Genomic DNA, 19,114 nt, shown 5'->3' with positions numbered 1-19,114 from the left:
AAAAGCCGGCCCGGCCGCCAGGTACGGCGGGCCGGGCCAGCTTATCCGGGTGATCGGACACCTCTTCGAGGCGTCCCGAAATGATCAGTGTGCGCCCAGCCCTGTGAGCGAGCGGACCTCCAGTTCAGCGTACTTCGCCGGGTCCGCCCGCTCCTTGGAGAGCAGGGTGCCGATCCAGCCGGCCAGGAAGCCGATCGGGATGGAGACCAGACCGGGGTTCTCCAGCGGGAACCAGTGGAAGTCGCTGTGCGGGAAGAGCGAGGTCTTGGCACCCGAGACCACGGTGGAGAAGACCACCAGGGTCACCGAGGAGATCAGGCCCGCGTAGACCGAGCTGACCGCGCCGACGGTGTTGAAGCGCTTCCAGAACAGCGAGAACAGCAGCGTCGGCAGGTTGGCGGAGGCGGCCACGGCGAAGGCCAGGGCGACCAGGGCGGCGGTGTTGAGCTTGTCGGCGAAGATGCTCAGCAGGATGGCGATCGCGCCGATCGCCACGGCCGCCAGCTTGGCCGAGCGGACCTCCTCCTTCTCACCGGTGCGCCCGCGCCGGATCACATTGGCGTAGAGATCGTGGGCGAAGGAGGCCGAGGAGGCCAGGGTGAGCCCGGCGACCACGGCGAGGATGGTGGCGAAGGCGACGGCTGAGACCACCGCGAGCAGAACGGCGCCACCGGTGGAGCCCGCGCCGCCACCGAGCCGCTCGGCCAGCAGCGGGGCGGCGGTGTTTCCGGCCGCGTTGGACGCCTTGATGGTCCCCGGCCCGACCAGGGCGGCCGCGCCGAAGCCGAGCGCCAGCGTCATCAGATAGAACACACCGATGATCCCGATCGCCCAGAGCACCGACTTACGGGCGGCCTTGGCGGTGGGCACGGTGTAGAAGCGGACCAGGATGTGCGGCAGTCCGGCGGTGCCCAGGACGAGGGCCAGGCCCAGGCTGAGGAAGTCCAGCTTGGTAGTGCCGCTGGTGCCGTACTTGAGCCCGGGTTCCAGGAAGGCGGAGGCCCTGCCGCTGGCGTCGGCGGCGGCGCCGAGCAGGCTGGAGATGTTGAAGTGGTACTTGGCCAGCACCAGGACGGTCATCAGGGCGGCACCGGCGATCAGCAGGACGGCCTTGACGATCTGCACCCAGGTGGTGCCCTTCATGCCCCCTATGACGACGTAGACGACCATCAGGGCGCCGACCACGACGACGGTCCAGCGCTTGGCGCTGTCGCCGCTGACCCCGAGCAGCAGGGCGACCAGCGAGCCGGCACCGACCATCTGGGCCAGCAGGTAGAAGATCGACACCACGATGGTGGAGATCCCGGCGGCGGTGCGGACCGGGCGCTGGCGCATCCGGAAGGCCAGCACGTCGGCCATGGTGTAGCGGCCGGAGTTGCGCAGCGGCTCGGCGACCAGCAGCAGCGCGACCAGCCAGGCGACCAGGAAACCGACCGAGTAGAGGAAGCCGTCGTAGCCGAAGAGCGCGATGGCACCGGCGATACCGAGGAACGAGGCGGCGGACATGTAGTCGCCGGAGATCGCCAGGCCGTTCTGGAAGCCGGTGAAGCCGCGGCCGCCGGCGTAGAAGTCGGCGGCGCCCTTGGTCTGGCGTCCGGCCCAGACGGTGATGCCGAGGGTGGCGAGCACGAAGACGCCGAAGAGCGTCATCGTGAGGCCGCGGTGGTCACTCGCGGCGGTGGCAAGTCCGGAGGCGGCCAGGGGGGTTGTCATTCGGCGGCCTCCTGGGGAAGACGGACGGCGGAATCCTGGCGGCCGGCCCGGTCGGCGGCCTGGCGGCTCTCGCGGATGGCGGTGGCCGCGGGGTCGAGCCTGCGGTCGGCGAAGCGGGCATACCAGGCCGCGATCGCGAAGGTGCTGGCGAACTGCAGCAGACCGAGCACGAGGGCGACGTTGACGTGGCCGAAGACCTTGGTGGCCATGAAGGCGGGCGCGTAGCTGGAGAGCAGGACGTACAGCAGGTACCAGAGGATGAAACCTGCGGTCACGGGAAAGGCGAAGCCCCGGAAGGATGCGCGCAGCGAGCGGAACTCCTCGGACTCGTCGGCGCGTTGTGCTTCTGGCGGGGCTGCTTCGTCGGCTGGCGGAGTATCCACTTCGGTGTCTCCTGACGTCTTCGGTGCACTGCGGGACGAGCGGGACGTGATCGGCGTCACGGTCTCACGTGCCGCTGCATGGTAGATCCACCGAAGGATCTCGGGCAGGCTCCCGAGCACCCCGCGCCACATCTGGCCGAAAATCGACTGCGGAACGCCGACGGGGCGGCACCGCAGTGCGGTGCCGCCCCTACTGACGATCCGTCAGAGAGCCTGCGTCAGAAGCCGATCCTGACCTTCAGCGCCGTGCGCTCGTCCATCGCCCGGTAGCCGTCCGGCACCCCGGCGAGGTCGACCGTGCGGTCGAAGACCAGGCCCGGGTCGATGGCACCGGAGAGCACGTCGGGGAGCAGCTCGGGGATGTAGGCGCGGGCGGGGGCGACGCCGCCGTTCAACGAGACGTTGCGGCCGAACATCTGGCCGATGTCCACACCCGCGCTGCCGCCGTGCGGGACACCGACATAGCCGACCGCACCGCCGTCACGGGCAACGGAGATCGCGGTGCGCATGGACTCCTCGGTGCCGACCGCCTCCAGCACGGCGTGCGCGCCCTGGCCGCCCGTCAGCTCCTTGACCGCCTCGATCGCGGCCTCGCCGCGCTCGGCGACCACGTCGGTGGCGCCGAACTTGCGGGCGATGTCGGTCCTGACCTGGTGCCGGCCCAGGGCGATGACCCGGGCGGCGCCGAGCCGGTGCGCGGCGAGCACCCCGCACAGGCCGACCGCGCCGTCGCCGACCACGGCCACCGTGGCACCCGGGCGGACCCCGGCGGAGACGGCCGCGTGGTGGCCCGTGCTCATCACGTCGGAGAGCGCCAGCAGGCCGGGCAGCAGCCTCTCGTCGCTCGCCGCGTCCTTGGGCAGCTGGACCAGCGTGCCGTCCGCGTACGGGACGCGCACGGCCTCGCCCTGGCCGCCGTCCGAGCCGACCTGGCCCCAGAAGCCGCCCTCGGGGCAGGAGGTGTGCAGGCCCTCGCGGCAGAAGTCGCAGCTGCCGTCGGACCAGACGAACGGGGCGACCACGAAGTCACCGGGCTTGAACCCGGAGACCTCCGAGCCGACCTCCTCGACGATGCCGACGAACTCGTGCCCGATCCGCTGCCCGGCCTCGCGGGCGGCGACACCTCGGTACGCCCAGAGGTCGCTGCCGCAGATACAGGCGTTGACGACGCGGACCACGGCGTCGGTGGGCCGCTGGACCCTCGGATCGGGCACCTCCTCGATCCGGATGTCGTTCGGGCCGTGGATCACGGTGGCACGCATGAGGAGTCTTCCTTCGCGGTGGTACGTAGTGCCGTCGGACGGTGCGGACGGCCTGGGGGAAAATCCGCCCGGGTGTACGACTCCCCCGCCGCCCACTCTATTCCGCAGTGTCACGTACGCCACTCCTGCCCGCCCGGACCCGACCGGACCGGACCCGGCTGTGGGTGGGCCCCCTTAGAGTGGTTGACCATGCATGCGATCCAGTCACCGAGCGACGACTCCGCCCTGGCCGACTCCACCTGGGCCGCGCCGCTCCCGGCGCAGCGCACCGGCGAGCACAGCCAGGGCTTCGCCGTGGTCGACGTCGAGACCACCGGACTGGGCCGCACCGACCGGATCATCTCCGCCGGTGTGTACCAGCTGGACGCCTTCGGCGAGGTGACCGACCGGTGGTACACCCTGGTCAACCCGGAGCGAGACCCGGGGCCGGTCTGGATCCACGGCCTGACCAGCGAGGTGCTGGCCGGGGCACCGAGCTTCCCGGAGATCGCGGACGAGCTGAGCGAGCGGCTGCGCGGACGCGTGATGGTGGCGCACAACGCGCTCTTCGACTGGAACATGATCTCGCGCGAGTACTCACGCGCCGGGTTGCGCGCGCCCGTCGAACAACGGCTCTGCACCATGGTGCTCTCGCGCGACCTCGGGCTGCCGCTGCCCAACGGCAAGCTGGCCACCCTGGCCGAGTACTTCGGCGTCCAGCAGCGCCAGGCCCACAACGCGCTGGACGACGCCCGTGTGCTGGCCGAGGCGTTCCGGCCCAGCCTGCACCTCGCCCGGCAGGGCGGCATCCCGCTGCCGCTGACCACCTGCGTCGCCGTCACCGATCTCGGCGAGGACGGCCCGGCCCCCAGCCGGGGCTCCTGGAGCTCGTCCTACCGGGCGAGCAAGAAGCGTCCGCCCTGCCCGTACCCGAACCCCGGGCGCTGGGAGGACGGCCGTCCGCTGATGCAGGGCATGCGGGTGGCCATCACCGGGGACACCGCGACCGACCGCGAACTGCTGGAGGACCGCGCCGTCGAGGCAGGTCTGCACATCGCGAGCTCCGTGAGCCGGCTCACCAGCCTGCTGGTCACCAACGAGCCGGACAGCTGGAGCGGAAAGGCCCGCAAGGCCCGCGAGCACGGCACGCCGATCCTCGGCGAGGACGCCTTCCTCCACCTGCTGCGAGAGGTGGCCCCGCACCCCGGTGTCTGACCGGGGAGATAAGTGGGCGTAGCGTGCCGTTGTGTACCGATTCCTGCTCTCCCGGCGCTGGGCGATCATCACGCTGATCGTTCTGCTGCTGATCCCCACCATGGTGCGGCTGGGTTTCTGGCAGCTGCACCGCCACGAGGCCCGGGTGGCTCGTAACGAGCTCATCGCGACGAACCTCACCGCGGCGCCCGTCGCCTTCGACTCGCTCTCCTCGCCCGGCCACAGCGTGCCGACGGCCGAGACCTGGAAGAGCGTGACGGCCGCCGGGCAGTTCGACACCGCGCACGAGTTCGTGGTGCGCAACCGTACCGAGCCGGGCGGCAGCACCATCGGGTACTTCGTGGTGACACCGCTGAAGCTGGCCGACGGCAAGGGCGAGATCCTGGTCAACCGGGGCTGGGTCGAGTCCCCGGGCGACGCCACCAGCTACCCGACCGTCCCGGCCCCGCCGAGCGGTGAGGTGACGGTCACCGGCCGGATGCGCGCCGACGAGACCACCGCGAGCAGCGGCATCAGGGACCGGGGCGGGCTGCCGCCACGCCAGTTCAAGCTGATCAACAGCGCCCAGCAGGCCAAGGAGAACGGCACCACCGTGCTCGGCGGCTACCTGGAGCTGGTGTCCGCCACCCCCGCGCTGGGCAGCACCCCCGAGCTGCTGCCCGATCCCGAGCACTCGGACATCGGCCCGCACATGGCGTACGCGATCCAGTGGTGGCTGTTCGCCGCGCTCGTGCCGGTCGGCCTGGTCGTGCTGGCCCGGCGCGAGGCCAAGGACCGCGCGGCCGAGGCCGCCCGCCCGGCGGCCGCCGAACCCGAAACGCCGGCCCCGGCCACAGCCTGAGACACCTCCGCAGGTGCGGGCCATGCACCAAGAAGGGGCGCATGGAACCCGATCAGCCATGCAACTCCCCAGGGGCGCGGGGAACTGGCGCGGGCGACCACGCACTACGCGGGGCTTTCCGGTGCGCCCGACCATGCCCTGAAACCACTGCCACGCCCCACGGGAAGCCACGCAGTTCCCCGCGCCCCCGGGTGTGCGCAACACGCCGCAGGTCTCCTAGAGGTCGCCGAGGAAGGCGATCAGCGCGTCGTTGACCTCCTTGGGGCGCTCCTGCTGCGTCCAGTGGCCGGTGTCCGGCAGCCAGACGGTGCCGCGCAGGTTCGGCGCCACCTCGGTGAGGTGGGCGAGACGCTCGCGGGCCGCCGAGTTGGCGACGACGAGGTCCTTCTCCCCGGCGACGAGCAGCGCGGGCGGCAGGATCCGGGCACCGTGCCAGGCTGCGGTCAGCTCCCAGTTGCGGTCCAGGTTGCGGTACCAGTTCAGCGGGCGGGCGAAGCCGCTGGTCTCGAACTCGGCGGCGTAGAAGTCGAGATCCTCCTCCGTCAGCCAGTCGGGCAGCTCGGCGGGCTCGTCGAAGAGGTCCAGGAAGCCGCCGCCCTCCGGCACCAACGGGACGCCCAGCGAACCGAGTTCGACCCTTCCCCCGAGCACCTTGCGGAAGGATCCTCGGACATCGCGCTGCAACTCGGCCTCGGGCACACCGATCTGGTGGAAGTACAGCATGTAGTACGCCTCGCCGAAGAGGTGGCGCAGCCCGACGGTCGGCGCGGTGGACCCGCGCGGGGTCGGCGGAACGGAGAGACCGGCCACCCCGCGCACCAGGTCCGGGCGCAGCAGCGCGGAGCACCAGGCGACCGGCGCGCCCCAGTCATGGCCGACCACGACGGCCTGCTCCTCGCCGAGTGCGGGGATCAGCCCGAGCGCATCCCCCACCAGGTGCAGCATGCTGTATGCCTCGACCTCGGCCGGGCCTCCGGTGCGGCCGTAGCCGCGCTGGTCCGGCGCGACGACGTGGTACCCGGCTTCGGCGAGGGCGGTGAGCTGGTGCCGCCAGGAGTACCAGCTCTCGGGGAAGCCGTGCAGCAGCAGGACCAGCGGGCCCGTGCCGGCCTCGGCGATGTGCATCCGCAGACCACTGGCCGATTCGACGTGGCGGTGCGAAATCTCGGTCATCCCAGCATCCTTCCGACTCACGATATCTGACTCATTGTCAACTGTCGCAGTGGTGGCCGGTCAAGGCCCGCTCACGACGCCGTCGGGGCCGGGAGATCTCCGCGCCTCGCGCCCGGTGCTGGAGATGCTTCCCGTCCAGCCCCGGGACCAGGCAGGATGTCCCCCATGGATCTGGGACTTCAGCAGAAGGTGTACGTACTGACGGGCGCCACCCGGGGGCTCGGACTGGCCTCGGCACGCCAACTGGTCGCCGACGGCGCCCGGGTGGTGCTCAGCGGCCGCACCAAGGAGACTATGGACGCCGCCGTCACCGAACTCGGCGGCCCCGGGCATGCGCACGGCGTGGTCGCCGACAACGCCGACCCTGCGACGGCCGAGCGGCTGATCACGGCGGCCGGGGATCGCTTCGGGCGGTTCGACGGCGTCCTGATCAGCGTCGGCGGGCCGACCGCCGGGCCCGTCCTGCTCGCCGAGGAAGAGTCCTGGCGCAGCGCCTTCGAGTCGGTCTTCCTCGGCGCACTGCGGATCGCCCGGACGGCGGCCGGCGCCCTGGAGGCGGGCGGCGTCATCGGGTTCGTCCTCTCCGGCTCGGTGCGCGAACCGATCCCCGGGCTCGGGATCTCCAACGGTCTGCGGCCCGGACTTGCGATGGCCGCCAAGACGCTCGCCGACGAGCTCGGCCCTCGCGGTATCCGGGTCGTCGGCCTGCTGCCCTCCCGGATCGACACCGACCGGGTGCGCGAACTCGACGCCCTCGGCGGCGACCCCGAGGCCGCCCGGGCACGGGCCAGCGCCGCGATCCCGCTCGGCCGCTACGGCACGCCGGAGGAGTTCGGCAAGGTCGCCGCCTTCCTGCTCTCCCCCGCCGCCTCCTATCTGACGGGCGTCATGGTCCCCGTGGACGGCGGCGCCCTCCGCGGTCTCTGACACCCCGCCGACACCCCGCGCCCCTGACAGCGGCTCGCTCGTCCTACAGCACCCGAGGCTGCCTTACAGCACCCGAGGCGGCTCGGGTGCTGACTTCCGACGAGGAGCGGCGCCCCGGATCCGGAGGTCGACGGGAAGGTCCGGCAGGCCGAGGCTGGTCCTGGCGTTGGCCAGCGGGCCGGTGTGGAAACGCTCCACCAGTTCGTCCGGCGCGCCGCTCGCCCGCAGCCGGACGACCGCCCGCAGCAGCGCTCCGCGCCGGTCCCCGGTCAGCTGGACTCGGGCCCGGGCCACCTCCGGCAGCGCGAGCGTCTCCGTCTCGACCGCCTCCGCCAGGGCCCGGCGCCGCAGCCGCAGCGCCACCCCGCTGCCCTGGGGAACCGGCAGGTCCACGGTGCTGGGGCCGCTGCGGCGCAGCTGGGCGAAGAACCACCACAGCACCCCGGCGACCAGGAGCACCAGTACGCCGATGACGGTCGGCCACCACCATGCCCGGTCCGTCCACCTGGTCCGGGAGGCGGTGCTGACCACCGGCCGGCCCGGCGTGCCGAGCGGCCACCAGCTCGGCATCCCCAGACCGATCCGCCCGTACAGGTCGAAGCCCCCGGCGAGCAGCAGCACCCCGCCGACCAGCAGCACAAGACCGGCCACCGCCAGCATGCAACGGTTGACGGCGGATCGACTCATCCCCGGCCCCTCCCACCGCACCCGACCGGGCCGCACCGGACCAGGCCGCACCGGACCAAGAAGTGCCATGTCACCGGTAGCACCGCGCCCGCCTCACCGTTCCGGCACCGACGAGCGGCGGACGCGCACGTCGAGCTGGTGCGGACCGGCCAGCGGGACGCGGGCGATCGCGGCACGCAGCTCCCGCTGAACGCCCGCGGGGTCGGCCGCGCCGCTGACGGTGACTCGGGTACCGCTGCGGCGGACCCGGACGGCGACCGCGTCCACGCCGGGCAGCTCCCGGGCGCGGGCGGCGATCAGCGCGGCCACCCCCGCCCTGTCGATCACCGTGCCGGGCCGGCGCAGCGGCAGCCAGCGACGCAGCCCCGGAACGAAGGCGAGCCAGCAGAACCAGAGCCCGAAGAGTACGGCGCCCCCCGCCCCGATCCGCACCCGGATGTCGTCCAGGTGGCGTGCCGCCAGCTGGTGCGCCAGCTCGGCACGCCAGCGCCTGGCCGGATGCCCGGTGCGTACGGCGATCACGTCGTAGAGCAGTCCCCCGCCGACCACCAGGACGACCACGGCGATCAGAGCCGCTCCCGCCGTCCGGGGCGCCCTGGGTCGCCGCCCCCGCGACGGCCTCGGCGCGGCATCCGGACTCTCCGCCGTCACCGCTCGACCTCCACCGGGGCCAACCGCTCGACCAGCACCACGACCTCGGCCACCCGGGTCCCCGTCAGGGCCGCCACCTGTTCGCTCACCGCCGCCCGGACCGTCTGCGCCAGCGCGGCGAGGTCGGCCGGGTACGGCAGGTCCAGGCCGAGGGTGAGCCGAGTGCCCCGGCCCGAGGCGGCGATCGAGACCCGGGCAGTGGTGGTGGCCTGCCCGGCGCGCCCGGCCCAGGCGGCGGCCAGCGTGTCGTGGGCCGCACGGGCGGCGATCCTGGCGAGCGCCCGGTCGGCGATCCGCAGCGCGCCGCGCTCGGCCGGGGCCCGGAGCCCGGCGGTGGCGACCTCCGCCATCAGCGCCGCCGGTCGCGGCCGCGCAACAGCTCACCCAGGTCGCCGAGTTCGATATCGCCCTCCAGCAGTCGGCCAACCACGAAGCCGACCGCCCCGAGCACGGCGACCAGCAGGAACGCCGCAAAGCCCCCGAAGTAACCGGCGAAGCCCAGGGCCATACCGGCCACCAGGCCGATCAGGGCCAAATTCATCCGGCTATTCCTCTCCTGTTGCGGTCGCTGCCGCTGCCGTCACTGCCTACTGCAACCTGCGGCGCTGGCCGGAGGACGCGGACTCTTCCTCTTCCTCTTCGTCATCCGGCTCGTCGGGCAGATGGACGTCGTTGACGGCGATGTTGACCTCGACCACCTCAAGGCCGGTCATCCGCTCCACCGCCGCGATGATGTTCTCCCGCACCTGCGCGGCCAACTTGGGGATCACCACGCCGTACTCGACCACCAGCGCGATGTCGATGGCCGTCTGCTTCTCGCCGACCTCGGCCTTGATGCCCCGTCCGACGCTCGACTTGCCGCCCGGCACCCGGTCCCGCATCGCACCGAAGGTCCTGGCCAGCCCGGAGCCCAGCGCGTGGATACCGGGGACCTCGCGGGCCGCCATCCCGGCGATCTTCTCGACCACGCCGACCGCCAGCACGGTACGGCCCCGGTCGGAGGCCGAGCTCACCGAGGCGGCGGTTGCGGAGGCCGCAGGGACGGTCCGCTGGCCGGCGCGGTCGTGGTCGCTCTCGCGGTGGGGGTCGTTCTTGTGCAGGTCGGCGGGCGTCGGGGTGTCGGGCACGGTGGGCTCTCCTGTGTCTTGCCGTCCAGCTATATCGCAAATCGGCACAATCCTGACACTCCGCCACGAAATTCGCGCGCCGGAAGCGAGCCCGAACGACGGCTCTCCGCAGGGGAAACGACAAGGACCGGCCCGGGAGTCCTGCTCCCCGGCCGGTCCTCTGCCCGCTCGGCTGCGCTCAGTCGCCGATGCCCGCCAGGTCACGCAGTCGACGGGCCTGCGCGACCCGTTCGGCCGAACGCTGCTCCTCGTACGAGCGGCCGGCAGCGCCCTGCAGCAGGGCCTTGGTCTCGATCACCGCGCTGCGGGGAGCGGCGAGCAGCGCGGCGGCCAAGTCCCGTACCGCACCGTCCAACTCGGCGGCGGGGACGGCGAGACTGGCCAGGCCGGTGGCCACCGCCTCCTCGGCGCCGACCCAGCGGCCGGTTGCGCAGATCTCCAAAGCCCTTGCGTAGCCGACCAGTTCGGTCAGCGGCTTGGTGCCGGCCAGGTCGGGGACGAGACCGAGCGAGGTCTCCTTCATGGAGAACTGGACGTCCTCGGCCACCACCCGCAGGTCGCAGCCGAGTGCGAGCTGGAAACCGGCCCCGACGGCGTGCCCCTGGACGGCGGCGATGCTGATCAGGTCGGGGCGGCGCCACCAGGTGAACGCCTCCTGGTAGCCCGCGATGGCCTCGTCCAGGTCCTTGTCGTCCGCGGCGGCCAGCTGCAGGAAGTTCCGCTCACCCGGGATGCCCTCCGGGGTGAACATCGCCCGGTCGAGACCGGCCGAGAAGGAGACGCCCTCGGCCCGCAGCACCACGACCCTGACGGTGCCCGGCAGGGTGCGGCCGACGGCGGCGAGCGCCCGCCACATCGCGGGCGACTGGGCGTTGCGCCGCGCCGGGTTGCAGAGCGTCACCACGGCGGTCTCGCCGTCGAGTTCGAGCCGGACTCCGGCCTGCTCCCACAACTGCGGGTCGGGCTCGATGGCGGGGGCGGTCATGGCGATACCTCCAGCGGACGTACTGAACGTGGACATACAACACGTAGGCATACAAGAACATGGGCAATGGACGGACGGCAGAGCTACTGGAGAGTAACAAACCGCGCCCCCACCGGACAGGCCCCGAGCCCGCATAACGGAAAATATCCACGCCGGAAATGACGATCGGCGGTCCGGGTGGCCCGGCCGCCGAATCGTCTGAAGCTGTCGGATCTGAAGCTGTTGGATCCAATACTGGCTGTTCTGATGCTGCACACTCGCACGCCTTGCTGCCTCGACGTGCTCCAGGGGGATGAGCGTGCGACACCGGCCCACTCGGTGATGGCGCGTCAGGAACCCGCTGCCGCAGTAACCTTGTTCTTGCCCCGCGTGGCACCGCCGCGGCCCCGGAGGATAACTCCGGATTCGCTCAACATGCGATGCACGAAGCCGTAGGAGCGACCGGTCTCCTCCGCCAGCGCGCGAATGCTCGCCCCGGAGTCGTATTTCTTCTTCAGATCGGCCGCGAGCTTCTCACGCGCGGCACCGGTCACCCGGCTGCCCTTTTTCAGAGTCTCGGCCACCCGTGCCTCCTCGTAGCTGTGCTCGGTCAGATTCCCATGATCACCCATAGCCAGGCTCCTGGCCACCCATTCGACAAGGTCGATACCGGGAAAGCGCAGTCTGCCGGTGGTGCTCACAGCGCACAAGGGCGCTCACCCTGGGTGCACGCGCCCCCGCCGGATCCAGCCATCGGAAGCGAAAGAGCTGATCAGCAGCACTGGCCCGCCGCTTGAACAGCGACGGGCCAGTGGTGGGGAAGGTAAACGGAATCCCGCACTCTCTCATTCCCCGACATGCCGGAGGATGAGGGTTTCTACGTCAAATCACCGATTACGCGTCTACTGCGCGATCAGGCCAGCGAGACCAGATCCGCATAGGCGGGGCTCCAGAGGTCCTCGACGCCGTCCGGCAGCATGATGATCCGCTCCGGCTGGAGTGCGTCGACCGCGCCCTCGTCGTGGGTGACCAGGACGACCGCGCCGGAGAAGGAGTGCAGCGCACCCAGGATCTCCTCGCGGCTGGCCGGGTCGAGGTTGTTGGTGGGCTCGTCCAGCAGCAGCACATTGGCGCTGGAGACCACCAGCGAGGCCAGCGCCAGACGGGTCTTCTCACCACCGGACAGGACACCGGCCGGCTTGTCCACGTCGTCGCCGGAGAACAGGAAGGAACCGAGGATCTTGCGGATCTGCACCAGGTCGGTGTCCGGCGCGGCGGAGCGCATGTTCTCCAGCACCGTACGGTCCGGGTCCAGGGTCTCGTGCTCCTGGGCGTAGTAGCCGATCTTCAGGCCGTGACCCGCGATGACCTCGCCGGTGTCCGGCTTCTCGACGCCCGCCAGCATCCGCAGCAGCGTGGTCTTACCCGCACCGTTGAGGCCGAGGACGACGACCCGGGAGCCCCGGTCGATCGCCAGGTCCACATCGGTGAAGATCTCCAGCGAACCGTACGACTTGGAGAGGCCCTCGGCCGTCAGCGGCGTCTTGCCGCACGGAGCCGGGTCCGGGAAGCGCAGCTTGGCGACCTTGTCGGACTGGCGCACCTGCTCAAGGCCGGAGAGCAGCTTCTCGGCGCGGCGGGCCATGTTCTGCGCGGCAACGGTCTTGGTCGCCTTCGCGCGCATCTTGTCGGCCTGCGCGTTGAGGGTGGCGGCCTTCTTCTCGGCGTTGGCGCGCTCGCGCTTACGGCGCTTCTCGTCGTCCTCGCGCTGCTGCTGGTACTGCTTCCAGCCCATGTTGTAGATGTCGATCGCGGCGCGGTTGGCGTCCAGGTAGAAGACCTTGTTGACGACCGTCTCGACCAGGTCCACATCGTGCGAGATCACGATGAAGCCCCCCTTGTAGGTCTTCAGGAAGTCCCGCAGCCAGGCGATCGAGTCGGCGTCGAGGTGGTTGGTCGGCTCGTCCAGCAGCAGGATGTCGGCGTCCGAGAAGAGGATCCTGGCCAGCTCGACGCGGCGGCGCTGACCACCGGAGAGGGTGTGCAGCGGCTGGGCCAGGATGCGGTCCGGCAGGCCGAGCGCGGCGGCGATGGTGGCGGCCTCGGCCTCGGCCGCGTAGCCGCCCTTGGTGAGGAACTCGGTCTCCAGCGTGGAGTACTTCTTCATCGCCTTGTCGCGGGTGGCGCCCTTGCCGTTGGCCATCCGCTCCTCGTTCTCGCGCATCTTCTTCAGCACGGTGTCGAGGCCGCGGGCGGAGAGGATGCGGTCGCGGGCCAGGACGTCGAGGTCGCCGGTGCGCGGGTCCTGCGGGAGGTAGCCGACCTCGCCGGAGTTGGTGACCGTGCCGGAGGCCGGGATGCCCTCGCCGGCCAGCACCTTGGTGAGGGTGGTCTTGCCCGCGCCGTTGCGGCCGACCAGGCCGATCCGGTCGCCCGGAGTGATCCGGAAGCTGGCGGACTCGATCAGGATGCGGGCGCCGGCGCGCAGTTCGAGGGCGTTCGCGGAAATCATGGCTGGGAAACTCCTGGGACGTGGGCGGGCACCTGGACCTGGACGCGACACAGGACCGGAGCGCTTGCGAAGGGGGCGACGTAGGGAGGTCGGCGCGCTGTCGAGCACTGCGCGCCGGCTGCCCGCTAATGCCCGGGGGAAACAGCCATACGGGTCAGTCTACCGGGCCCGCCGGGAAGTCCCGCCGGATTATGCGCGCCGGGCGCCTTCGCACCCGGCCCCGGGCCGGACGGGGCCTAGCGCTTGGCGCAGGTGCCCTCGGGCTTGACCACCGCGAAGGGGACCGCCGGACTGCCGCAGACCGGTGCCATGGCGCCCTGGCGGGTGTCGAAGACCCGGGTGCCCACGATCGGGCCGTCGTCGACGGCGGCCCGTCGGCCGTCCAGCCGGTGCAGGAGCACGTTCGGGCCGACGTTCAGCTGCCAGTTGGGGGCGTCCAGCCGGAAGCCGGTGACCAGTCCCGGCAGCGGATGGCCCGCGCTGTTGGTGCCGGTGCAGCTGCGGGGCACCAGCACCGCGTTGTCGGTGTGCACCGTGCGCATCGGGTCGTAGGAGCAGCTCGCCAGCGGCCGCGAGTTGAACCGCAGGTCGCCGTCGCGGTCGCGGAAGCCCATGGTGAGCGCGGGCGTCACCACGGCGACCCACGGCTCGCTCTCGATGACCGGCTGCAGGGCCGCGGCGGCACGCTCCAGCTCGGTGTCGCGGCGCTCGGTGTCCGTCCTGGCGTCGGCGCCGGGCTCGCCCTCGGCGCGGAGCCAGTCGGCGAGACCGGGCACGGCCCGGTGCCAGCGCACCGAGTGGTCGCTGGGGCGGACCGAGGTGACCAGGCCGTCGTCCCAGACCACCACGGCGCTGTCGCCTGCCATCGCCAGGTGCAGCGCGGTCGCACCCTCCCGGCGGTAGGACCACAGATGCTCACCGGTGACCTGGTCGTACGCCTCAAGACCGGGGCCGACCTTGAGTTCCAGGCTGCCGGTGGCCAGCGACTGGGCGCTCACCGGGCTGGCGTCGGCGACGCCCGGCTCGGCCACCCGGTCCCCGAACGGCACCGGCTTGTTGGCATGCGCGGCGGCCCCGGCTCCGAGCACCAGCATGACCGCCAGGGCAGGAAGTACCGATCGAGGGCTGAGAGGACGCAGCGGCTTCCAGGACACGGCCGGAGCGTACCCCCCGTACGCGTGTCCGTCAGCTGAACCCGTCATGCCACCCGCAGGGTGGCCGGTTCCTCACGGCCGGCGACCCACCGCGCCCACCTGCGGTTCTCGTCGCGCGGCCGGGCAGGGTGCCCGTTGTCGTGCGACTGCGACCGCAGGACGGACTGTTACAGAGGTGAGACAGGATGCAGTTCGACGATCGAGCGGACCTGGACACCTCGCAGGTGCAGGACCGGCGCGGGATGTCCGGCGGGAAGGTCGCCGTGAGCGGCGGTGCGATCGGCCTGATCGGGCTGCTGCTCGCGCTCCTCCTCGGGGTGGGGCTGGACGCCGCGGCGGCGGTCGGCGACGACCGGACCCAGCAGCAGGCCACCGGCCGGGTCAACCCCGAGAGCTGGACCCACGGTTCCGCCTCCCAGCGCCGGCAGTGGTTCACCACCGGCTACCGGACCGGTGACATGGCTCAGTGCAACACCTTCGTATAGCGGCCTCCTTTGCCGCGCAGGACACCCGGTGGGTTCCGTTGGTCCGGACGACCTGCCACTTCTGAGTGACATACGGCTTTTCCGGCGGGCCGTGGGCATAACGTCGTGCTCGCGCGACCTTCCTGCGCGCCGCTCCGGCGCCGCCCCCGAGGAGAAGACCCATGCGATTCGGCCGACTTGCCCTGGCCGCCTCCGCACTGCTGCTGGTGACCACGGCGAGCGTTCCCTCCGGCACCCCGCTGAGCCAGACCGAGCGGCAAGCCGCACTCTCCTCGCACGCCGCCCGGCCGCGCGGTGCCGCGCCCTGGCCCGCCGTCCAACGGGCCAGGCACGAAGCGCCGTTCGGGGCCTTCGTCGGGTCCTGGGACAACTACATCCCCCGGATCGCCGACATGGCGCGCTGGCTCGACAACGCCAACATGCAGGTCGGCCACACCTATCTGGCCGGGAACAGCTGGAATGACATCGAGGGCGAACCGGCGGTGCTCGGCCTCTGGTCGCAGTGGCGGCTGGCCGACCCCGCGCGCAGGCTCATCCTCGGTGTGCCGATGCTGGTACCCAACGAGGGCGAAGTCCCGGACTCCGAGGTGGTCAGGCTGCTGGCCGGGGGGAACCGGGGCGAGTTCGACCAGCACTTCCTGCGACTGGCCAGGAAGCTGGTGGCGCTCGGCGGCGGCGACACCGTCCTGACACTCGGCTGGGAGATGAACGGCATCACCTACACCCACCGCTGCAAGCCGGACCCGACGGCCTGGAAGACCTACTGGCGGCGGATCGTCAGCGTGATGCGCTCGGTGCCTGGGCAGCACTTCACGTTCGACTTCGCCCCCAACCGGGGCCTGGACGCCATCCCGTGGACCCGCTGCTACCCCGGCGACGACGTGGTGGACATCATCGGGATGGACAGCTACGACCAGCCCGCCGGGGCCACCTTCGACGACTACGTCTCCGAGCCGTACGGGCTCCAGGACCAGGTCGAGTTCGCCGCCAAGCGCGGAAAGCCCGTCTCGTACCCCGAGTGGGGGCTGTTCCGCAACGGCGACAACCCCGAGTTCGTACGGCGGATGGTGAAGTGGATGCGCACCCACGACACCGCCTACCAGACCGTCACCGACTACTGTCCGCACGGCTTCTGGGAGTGCGACCGCAACCCCCGCTCCAGCGCGGTCTTCAGGCAGCTGATGTCGGGCTCCAAGGGCGCCGGGTCCGGCGAGCCGAACGCGACCTCCGGGCCGCCCACGGGTGGCTGGGACGGATTCGGCTCCACCGGTTGGCTGCCGGGGAGCCTGTTCGGTCCGTGGATCGCCCAGAAGTTCGGCGGTGTCTTCGGCAGGTCACCTGCGGCGCCGGGCCACTAGCACCTCCTTGAGCCGGGGCAGCCGGGTGCGCAGCACCTGCACCAGCCGCTGGCGGGTCAGGACCCTGACGGCCCGGGCGGCGGCGAACGGCGCGAGCCGGCCCGGGCCCAGCACCAGCCGCTGGTTGTGCAGTTGGTCCGGGCGCCAGCGCTGCTTGTACGGCTCCTGGCCGCGCAGCAGGCTCAGCACCGGGATCTCGGCGGCCCGCACCTCGTCAAGGGCGGCGCCGAAGAGCAGACCGGCGATGTCCAGGCGCTCGCGCAGTGCCGGGTGCGCGCCGTACATGTAGAGGCCGCCGAAGGACGGGCAGAGCAGCAGCAGGTTGACCGCCACCGGTTCGCCGTTCAGCTGGTAGCGGTGCAGGGCCGCACGGCGGGTGGCGACGAGCCCGGTGGTGGAGTCGGCGAGGTGGGCGGCGAAGCGCTCGGTACGGTGCTCGGGCGTGACGCCGCGGTGCTGCCACTGCAGGAAGTGCAGTCGCAGCAGTTCCTCGATCGCCTCCGGCACCTCCTCAGGAGTCGCCGAGCTGACCTGGACGCCCGCCTTGGCGATCTTGCGCTGCTTGACCCGGCTGCGCTGGGCGGTCTTGCCGGGCAACCGCTTGAGCAGTTCCTCCATCGGCACGGCCGGAAGGTACTGGCAGAGCGAGTCGGCGAAGCGGTGACGGCGGCCGCGCCAGTGCTCGAAGACCTTCTGGGCCGTGGCCTCGGGGTGGACCTCGCGCAGTTCCAGGCTGTGCCAGGGCCGGTGGAGCGGAAGGGCGTTGGCGAGCTCGGCGGCGGCGAGGTCGGCGCAGGAGTCGTCCAGCAGGACGTCGGTGAAGTCGACCAGGCCGCCGCCGAGGTTGGTCAACCCTCCGAAGGGGCCGCGTCGTTGCAGGGCGGCCGCGCCGACCAGCCGCTCGTCCCGGCGGACCAGCACCACGACCAGAGCGCCGGGGCGGCCGTAGTGGCGCCACCAGGAGCACAGCCAGGCGGCGGCCTGGAAGGAGGTCGCGCCGGCGCATCGGGCCGCCAGGTCGTCCCACTCCTCGGCCACCCGGTCGAGGGCGTCGTCGGATCGGAGCACCTCGGCCCGCCAGCCCGGTGCCGCCGCCTGCGCGGGCAGCTCGGCGCCGGTCGGTTGCCCGCCGCTCGGTGGCTCTGTGGTCAGTTGCTCGGTGGTCATCCTCGGCTGCCCGCTTCCTGAGGTTCCTCGGAGGTCCGGGCGGTACCGGCCGGCTCGGCGGACTCGGTGCGGGGGCGCGGCGGGGTCGGGGCGCCGTCGGCGGGGGTGGCGGAACGGCGGCGGGTCATCATCACCAGGGCGCCGATCAGGACACCGGCGGCGGCCCCGACGGCGGTGTCCACTCGGGCCGAGGGCGAGGACGGCCCCTCCGGTTCGGCGGCCGGGGCAAGCGGGACCAGTCGGACGCCGGTCTCCTTGCTGCTGGTGTTGGCGAAGGACACCAGCGACTTGGCGACCGCATCGGCCGCCTGCATCGCGTCCTCCGCGTGGCTGCCCGTCCCGGTGATCTCGATCACCGGCGCGTCCGGCGAGGTGGTGCCCCGGACCAGTCCGGCCAGCACGGCCGTGCTCTTGCCGAGTTCGGCGGCGGCCCCGGCCAGCACCTGCGGCTGCCCGGCCAGTCTGCCGTACGCCTGGGCGAAGTTGACTGCGGTGGCGCTCTCGCCGGGGCCCTGCGGAACCACCACGACATAGGAGTTGGCGGCGTAGCTGGGGTGGGCGAGGACGCCGTAGCCGACTCCGGCGAGCGCGCCCAGCGGTACGGCGAGCGCGACCGGCCACCAGCGGCGGCTCAGCGCACGTGCGCTGCGGCCCAGTTCGGACATCGGTGACTCCTTGGATTGACGCAGCCGCCGGTGCTCGGACGTGCTGCGGGCGGTCGGATGCGGGCCCACCCCGTCACGGCGGTTCGGGGCTGGTCGCGCACGCGGTTGATCGGACAGGGCTCGCGCCCCTGGAGGTGCATGGTTTCTCGCTCAGTTCCTCGCGCCCCTGAAAAGCCCTTTCGCGCCCCTGGGGGTGGACGGGCTCCGGGCCGAGGCTGTCGTAGAGCTGCCCCAGCTCCTGGGCGATCCGGGCGATGTCGTAGTGCGCGACGGCGGGCGGCTGCGGCAGGGCGACGCTGCGCCGACTCCACAGTTCGCAGAGCGCTGCGGTGTAGGAGGCGGCGTCGGAGGGGATCCGGGCGGCCTCGGGAGCGGCCTCGGGCCCGAGTTCGTCGAGGGCCGGGCAGGCACTGTGGCGGACGGGCAGGCCGGCCGCCAGCCCCTCCAGGACGGTGAGCCCGAAGGTCTCCTCCACCGAGGGTGCCGCCAGCACGTCCATCGCGACCAGGAGTTCGGGTACGTCCTCGCGCTCTCCCGGGCACACCAGCCGCCCTCGGACGCCGAGGCGCTCCGCTCTCCGCACCAGTGCCGCCTGCTCGGGACCCGCGCCGATCAGCAGCAGCCAGGGCTCGCGCAACGCCGGGTGCTCCCTGGCCAGTTCGACGAGCTCGGCGAGCGAGTCGATCAGGATCTCGAAGCGCTTGCCGGGGACCAGCCGTCCGACCCCGCCGACCACCCAGGCCTGCTGGGGCAGGCCGAGGTCGGTCCTGACGATCTGGCGCAGGGCCGCCCGGGAGGCGGTGGGCAGGGTGTAGCGGGTGGTGTCGACACCGTTGGGCAGCAGGTGCACC

Annotated in this window: 20 protein-coding genes and 1 pseudogene; 5 read left to right on the top strand and 16 right to left on the bottom strand. The window is 71.8% G+C overall.

What is annotated here, in order from left to right; genetic code table 11:
- Nucleotides 1-84 precede the first annotated feature (84 nt).
- The 3 genes from P3T39_RS31745 to P3T39_RS31735 form a co-directional block, all read right to left on the bottom strand.
- The gene (locus P3T39_RS31745; RefSeq protein WP_280702694.1) at nt 85-1,713 is read right to left on the bottom strand and encodes a cation acetate symporter; all 1,629 of its coding nucleotides are present in this window, start codon (nt 1,711-1,713) and stop codon (nt 85-87) included.
- The gene (locus P3T39_RS31740) at nt 1,710-2,096 is read right to left on the bottom strand and encodes a DUF485 domain-containing protein (protein ID WP_280702693.1); all 387 of its coding nucleotides are present in this window, start codon (nt 2,094-2,096) and stop codon (nt 1,710-1,712) included. The genes P3T39_RS31745 and P3T39_RS31740 overlap by 4 nt, the downstream gene beginning before the upstream one ends.
- Before the next feature lie 218 nt (nt 2,097-2,314).
- Complete coding sequence (locus tag P3T39_RS31735) at nt 2,315-3,358, bottom strand: zinc-dependent alcohol dehydrogenase family protein (protein WP_280702692.1); 1,044 nt, start codon at nt 3,356-3,358, stop codon at nt 2,315-2,317.
- Nucleotides 3,359-3,547: 189 nt separating this feature from the next.
- Between P3T39_RS31735 and P3T39_RS31730 the strand changes: the two genes are divergently transcribed.
- Together P3T39_RS31730 and P3T39_RS31725 are read left to right on the top strand one after the other, a co-directional pair.
- Entirely contained in the window at nt 3,548-4,552 is a 1,005-nt protein-coding gene (locus P3T39_RS31730) for a DEDDh family exonuclease (RefSeq protein WP_280702690.1), read from the top strand.
- 31 nt (nt 4,553-4,583) lie between these two features.
- Nucleotides 4,584-5,393: an SURF1 family protein gene (locus P3T39_RS31725; RefSeq protein WP_280702689.1), complete on the top strand. Its 810-nt coding sequence runs from the start codon at nt 4,584-4,586 to the stop codon at nt 5,391-5,393.
- Nucleotides 5,394-5,609: 216 nt separating this feature from the next.
- On the opposite strand, the gene P3T39_RS31720 is transcribed toward P3T39_RS31725, so the two are convergent.
- Nucleotides 5,610-6,566 (bottom strand): alpha/beta hydrolase, encoded by a 957-nt coding sequence (locus P3T39_RS31720; protein ID WP_280702688.1) that lies wholly within the window; start codon nt 6,564-6,566, stop codon nt 5,610-5,612.
- A 165-nt stretch (nt 6,567-6,731) separates the two neighbouring features.
- On the opposite strand from P3T39_RS31720, the gene P3T39_RS31715 reads away from it, so the two are divergent.
- On the top strand, nt 6,732-7,493 hold the full coding sequence (locus tag P3T39_RS31715; protein WP_280702687.1) for an SDR family oxidoreductase: 762 nt from the start codon (nt 6,732-6,734) through the stop codon (nt 7,491-7,493).
- A gap of 63 nt (nt 7,494-7,556) precedes the next feature.
- Here P3T39_RS31715 and amaP read toward each other — a convergent pair whose 3' ends face one another.
- From amaP to P3T39_RS31670, 9 genes are all read right to left on the bottom strand, one after another.
- Nucleotides 7,557-8,180, bottom strand: a complete 624-nt coding sequence (gene amaP, locus P3T39_RS31710; protein WP_280702686.1) for an alkaline shock response membrane anchor protein AmaP — start codon at nt 8,178-8,180, stop codon at nt 7,557-7,559.
- A gap of 93 nt (nt 8,181-8,273) precedes the next feature.
- Entirely contained in the window at nt 8,274-8,831 is a 558-nt protein-coding gene (locus P3T39_RS31705; RefSeq protein WP_280702685.1) for a DUF6286 domain-containing protein, read from the bottom strand.
- Nucleotides 8,828-9,181 carry a hypothetical protein gene (locus tag P3T39_RS31700; protein WP_280702684.1) on the bottom strand — a complete coding sequence of 118 codons (354 nt, stop codon included), beginning with the start codon at nt 9,179-9,181 and terminating at the stop codon, nt 8,828-8,830. Before P3T39_RS31700 ends, P3T39_RS31705 begins: the two co-directional genes overlap by 4 nt.
- Nucleotides 9,181-9,372 (bottom strand): hypothetical protein, encoded by a 192-nt coding sequence (locus tag P3T39_RS31695; protein ID WP_280702683.1) that lies wholly within the window; start codon nt 9,370-9,372, stop codon nt 9,181-9,183. Before P3T39_RS31695 ends, P3T39_RS31700 begins: the two co-directional genes overlap by 1 nt.
- 46 nt (nt 9,373-9,418) lie before the next feature.
- Entirely contained in the window at nt 9,419-9,844 is a 426-nt protein-coding gene (locus P3T39_RS31690) for an Asp23/Gls24 family envelope stress response protein (RefSeq protein ID WP_280702723.1), read from the bottom strand.
- A gap of 292 nt (nt 9,845-10,136) precedes the next feature.
- Nucleotides 10,137-10,943, bottom strand: a complete 807-nt coding sequence (locus tag P3T39_RS31685; protein WP_280702682.1) for an enoyl-CoA hydratase/isomerase family protein — start codon at nt 10,941-10,943, stop codon at nt 10,137-10,139.
- Nucleotides 10,944-11,272: 329 nt separating this feature from the next.
- Nucleotides 11,273-11,506, bottom strand: a complete 234-nt coding sequence (locus tag P3T39_RS31680) for a helix-turn-helix domain-containing protein (protein ID WP_280702722.1) — start codon at nt 11,504-11,506, stop codon at nt 11,273-11,275.
- 329 nt (nt 11,507-11,835) lie between these two features.
- Complete coding sequence (gene abc-f / locus P3T39_RS31675) at nt 11,836-13,434, bottom strand: ribosomal protection-like ABC-F family protein (RefSeq protein WP_280702681.1); 1,599 nt, start codon at nt 13,432-13,434, stop codon at nt 11,836-11,838.
- A 236-nt stretch (nt 13,435-13,670) separates the two neighbouring features.
- Nucleotides 13,671-14,528, bottom strand: a complete 858-nt coding sequence (locus P3T39_RS31670) for a hypothetical protein (RefSeq protein ID WP_280702680.1) — start codon at nt 14,526-14,528, stop codon at nt 13,671-13,673.
- A gap of 380 nt (nt 14,529-14,908) precedes the next feature.
- Here P3T39_RS31670 and P3T39_RS31665 point away from each other — a divergent pair.
- Nucleotides 14,909-15,073 (top strand): annotated as a pseudogene (locus tag P3T39_RS31665) (neutral zinc metallopeptidase); the annotation flags it as partial.
- 161 nt (nt 15,074-15,234) lie between these two features.
- Complete coding sequence (locus P3T39_RS31660; protein WP_280702679.1) at nt 15,235-16,431, top strand: glycosyl hydrolase; 1,197 nt, start codon at nt 15,235-15,237, stop codon at nt 16,429-16,431.
- Here the strand turns inward: P3T39_RS31660 and P3T39_RS31655 are convergent.
- The 3 genes from P3T39_RS31655 to P3T39_RS31645 all read right to left on the bottom strand — a co-directional run.
- Nucleotides 16,408-17,598 carry a GNAT family N-acetyltransferase gene (locus tag P3T39_RS31655; RefSeq protein WP_280702677.1) on the bottom strand — a complete coding sequence of 397 codons (1,191 nt, stop codon included), beginning with the start codon at nt 17,596-17,598 and terminating at the stop codon, nt 16,408-16,410. The genes P3T39_RS31660 and P3T39_RS31655 overlap by 24 nt on opposite strands.
- Complete coding sequence (locus P3T39_RS31650; protein ID WP_280702676.1) at nt 17,595-18,263, bottom strand: Wzz/FepE/Etk N-terminal domain-containing protein; 669 nt, start codon at nt 18,261-18,263, stop codon at nt 17,595-17,597. The genes P3T39_RS31655 and P3T39_RS31650 overlap by 4 nt, the downstream gene beginning before the upstream one ends.
- A 73-nt stretch (nt 18,264-18,336) precedes the next feature.
- A partial coding sequence (locus P3T39_RS31645) for a glycosyltransferase (protein ID WP_280702675.1) occupies nt 18,337-19,114 on the bottom strand: 778 nt, incomplete at its 5' end.

Source organism: Kitasatospora sp. GP82 (assembly GCF_029892105.1).
Classification (GTDB): Bacteria; Actinomycetota; Actinomycetes; order Streptomycetales; family Streptomycetaceae; genus Kitasatospora.
This window is presented reverse-complemented; position numbering and strand designations above follow the sequence as displayed.

Excerpts from the sequence above, each read along its gene's own strand:
- P3T39_RS31745 (WP_280702694.1), bottom strand. The coding sequence starts at position 1,713 with ATGACAACCCCCCTGGCCGCCTCCGGACTTGCCACCGCCGCGAGTGAC.
- P3T39_RS31735 (WP_280702692.1), bottom strand. The coding sequence starts at position 3,358 with ATGCGTGCCACCGTGATCCACGGCCCGAACGACATCCGGATCGAGGAG.
- P3T39_RS31730 (WP_280702690.1), top strand. The coding sequence starts at position 3,548 with ATGCATGCGATCCAGTCACCGAGCGACGACTCCGCCCTGGCCGACTCC.
- P3T39_RS31720 (WP_280702688.1), bottom strand. The coding sequence starts at position 6,566 with ATGACCGAGATTTCGCACCGCCACGTCGAATCGGCCAGTGGTCTGCGG.
- P3T39_RS31715 (WP_280702687.1), top strand. The coding sequence starts at position 6,732 with ATGGATCTGGGACTTCAGCAGAAGGTGTACGTACTGACGGGCGCCACC.
- amaP (WP_280702686.1), bottom strand. The coding sequence starts at position 8,180 with ATGAGTCGATCCGCCGTCAACCGTTGCATGCTGGCGGTGGCCGGTCTT.
- P3T39_RS31700 (WP_280702684.1), bottom strand. The coding sequence starts at position 9,181 with ATGGCGGAGGTCGCCACCGCCGGGCTCCGGGCCCCGGCCGAGCGCGGC.
- P3T39_RS31695 (WP_280702683.1), bottom strand. The coding sequence starts at position 9,372 with ATGAATTTGGCCCTGATCGGCCTGGTGGCCGGTATGGCCCTGGGCTTC.
- P3T39_RS31685 (WP_280702682.1), bottom strand. The coding sequence starts at position 10,943 with ATGACCGCCCCCGCCATCGAGCCCGACCCGCAGTTGTGGGAGCAGGCC.
- abc-f (WP_280702681.1), bottom strand. The coding sequence starts at position 13,434 with ATGATTTCCGCGAACGCCCTCGAACTGCGCGCCGGCGCCCGCATCCTG.
- P3T39_RS31670 (WP_280702680.1), bottom strand. The coding sequence starts at position 14,528 with ATGCTGGTGCTCGGAGCCGGGGCCGCCGCGCATGCCAACAAGCCGGTG.
- P3T39_RS31660 (WP_280702679.1), top strand. The coding sequence starts at position 15,235 with ATGCGATTCGGCCGACTTGCCCTGGCCGCCTCCGCACTGCTGCTGGTG.
- P3T39_RS31655 (WP_280702677.1), bottom strand. The coding sequence starts at position 17,598 with ATGACCACCGAGCAACTGACCACAGAGCCACCGAGCGGCGGGCAACCG.
- P3T39_RS31650 (WP_280702676.1), bottom strand. The coding sequence starts at position 18,263 with ATGTCCGAACTGGGCCGCAGCGCACGTGCGCTGAGCCGCCGCTGGTGG.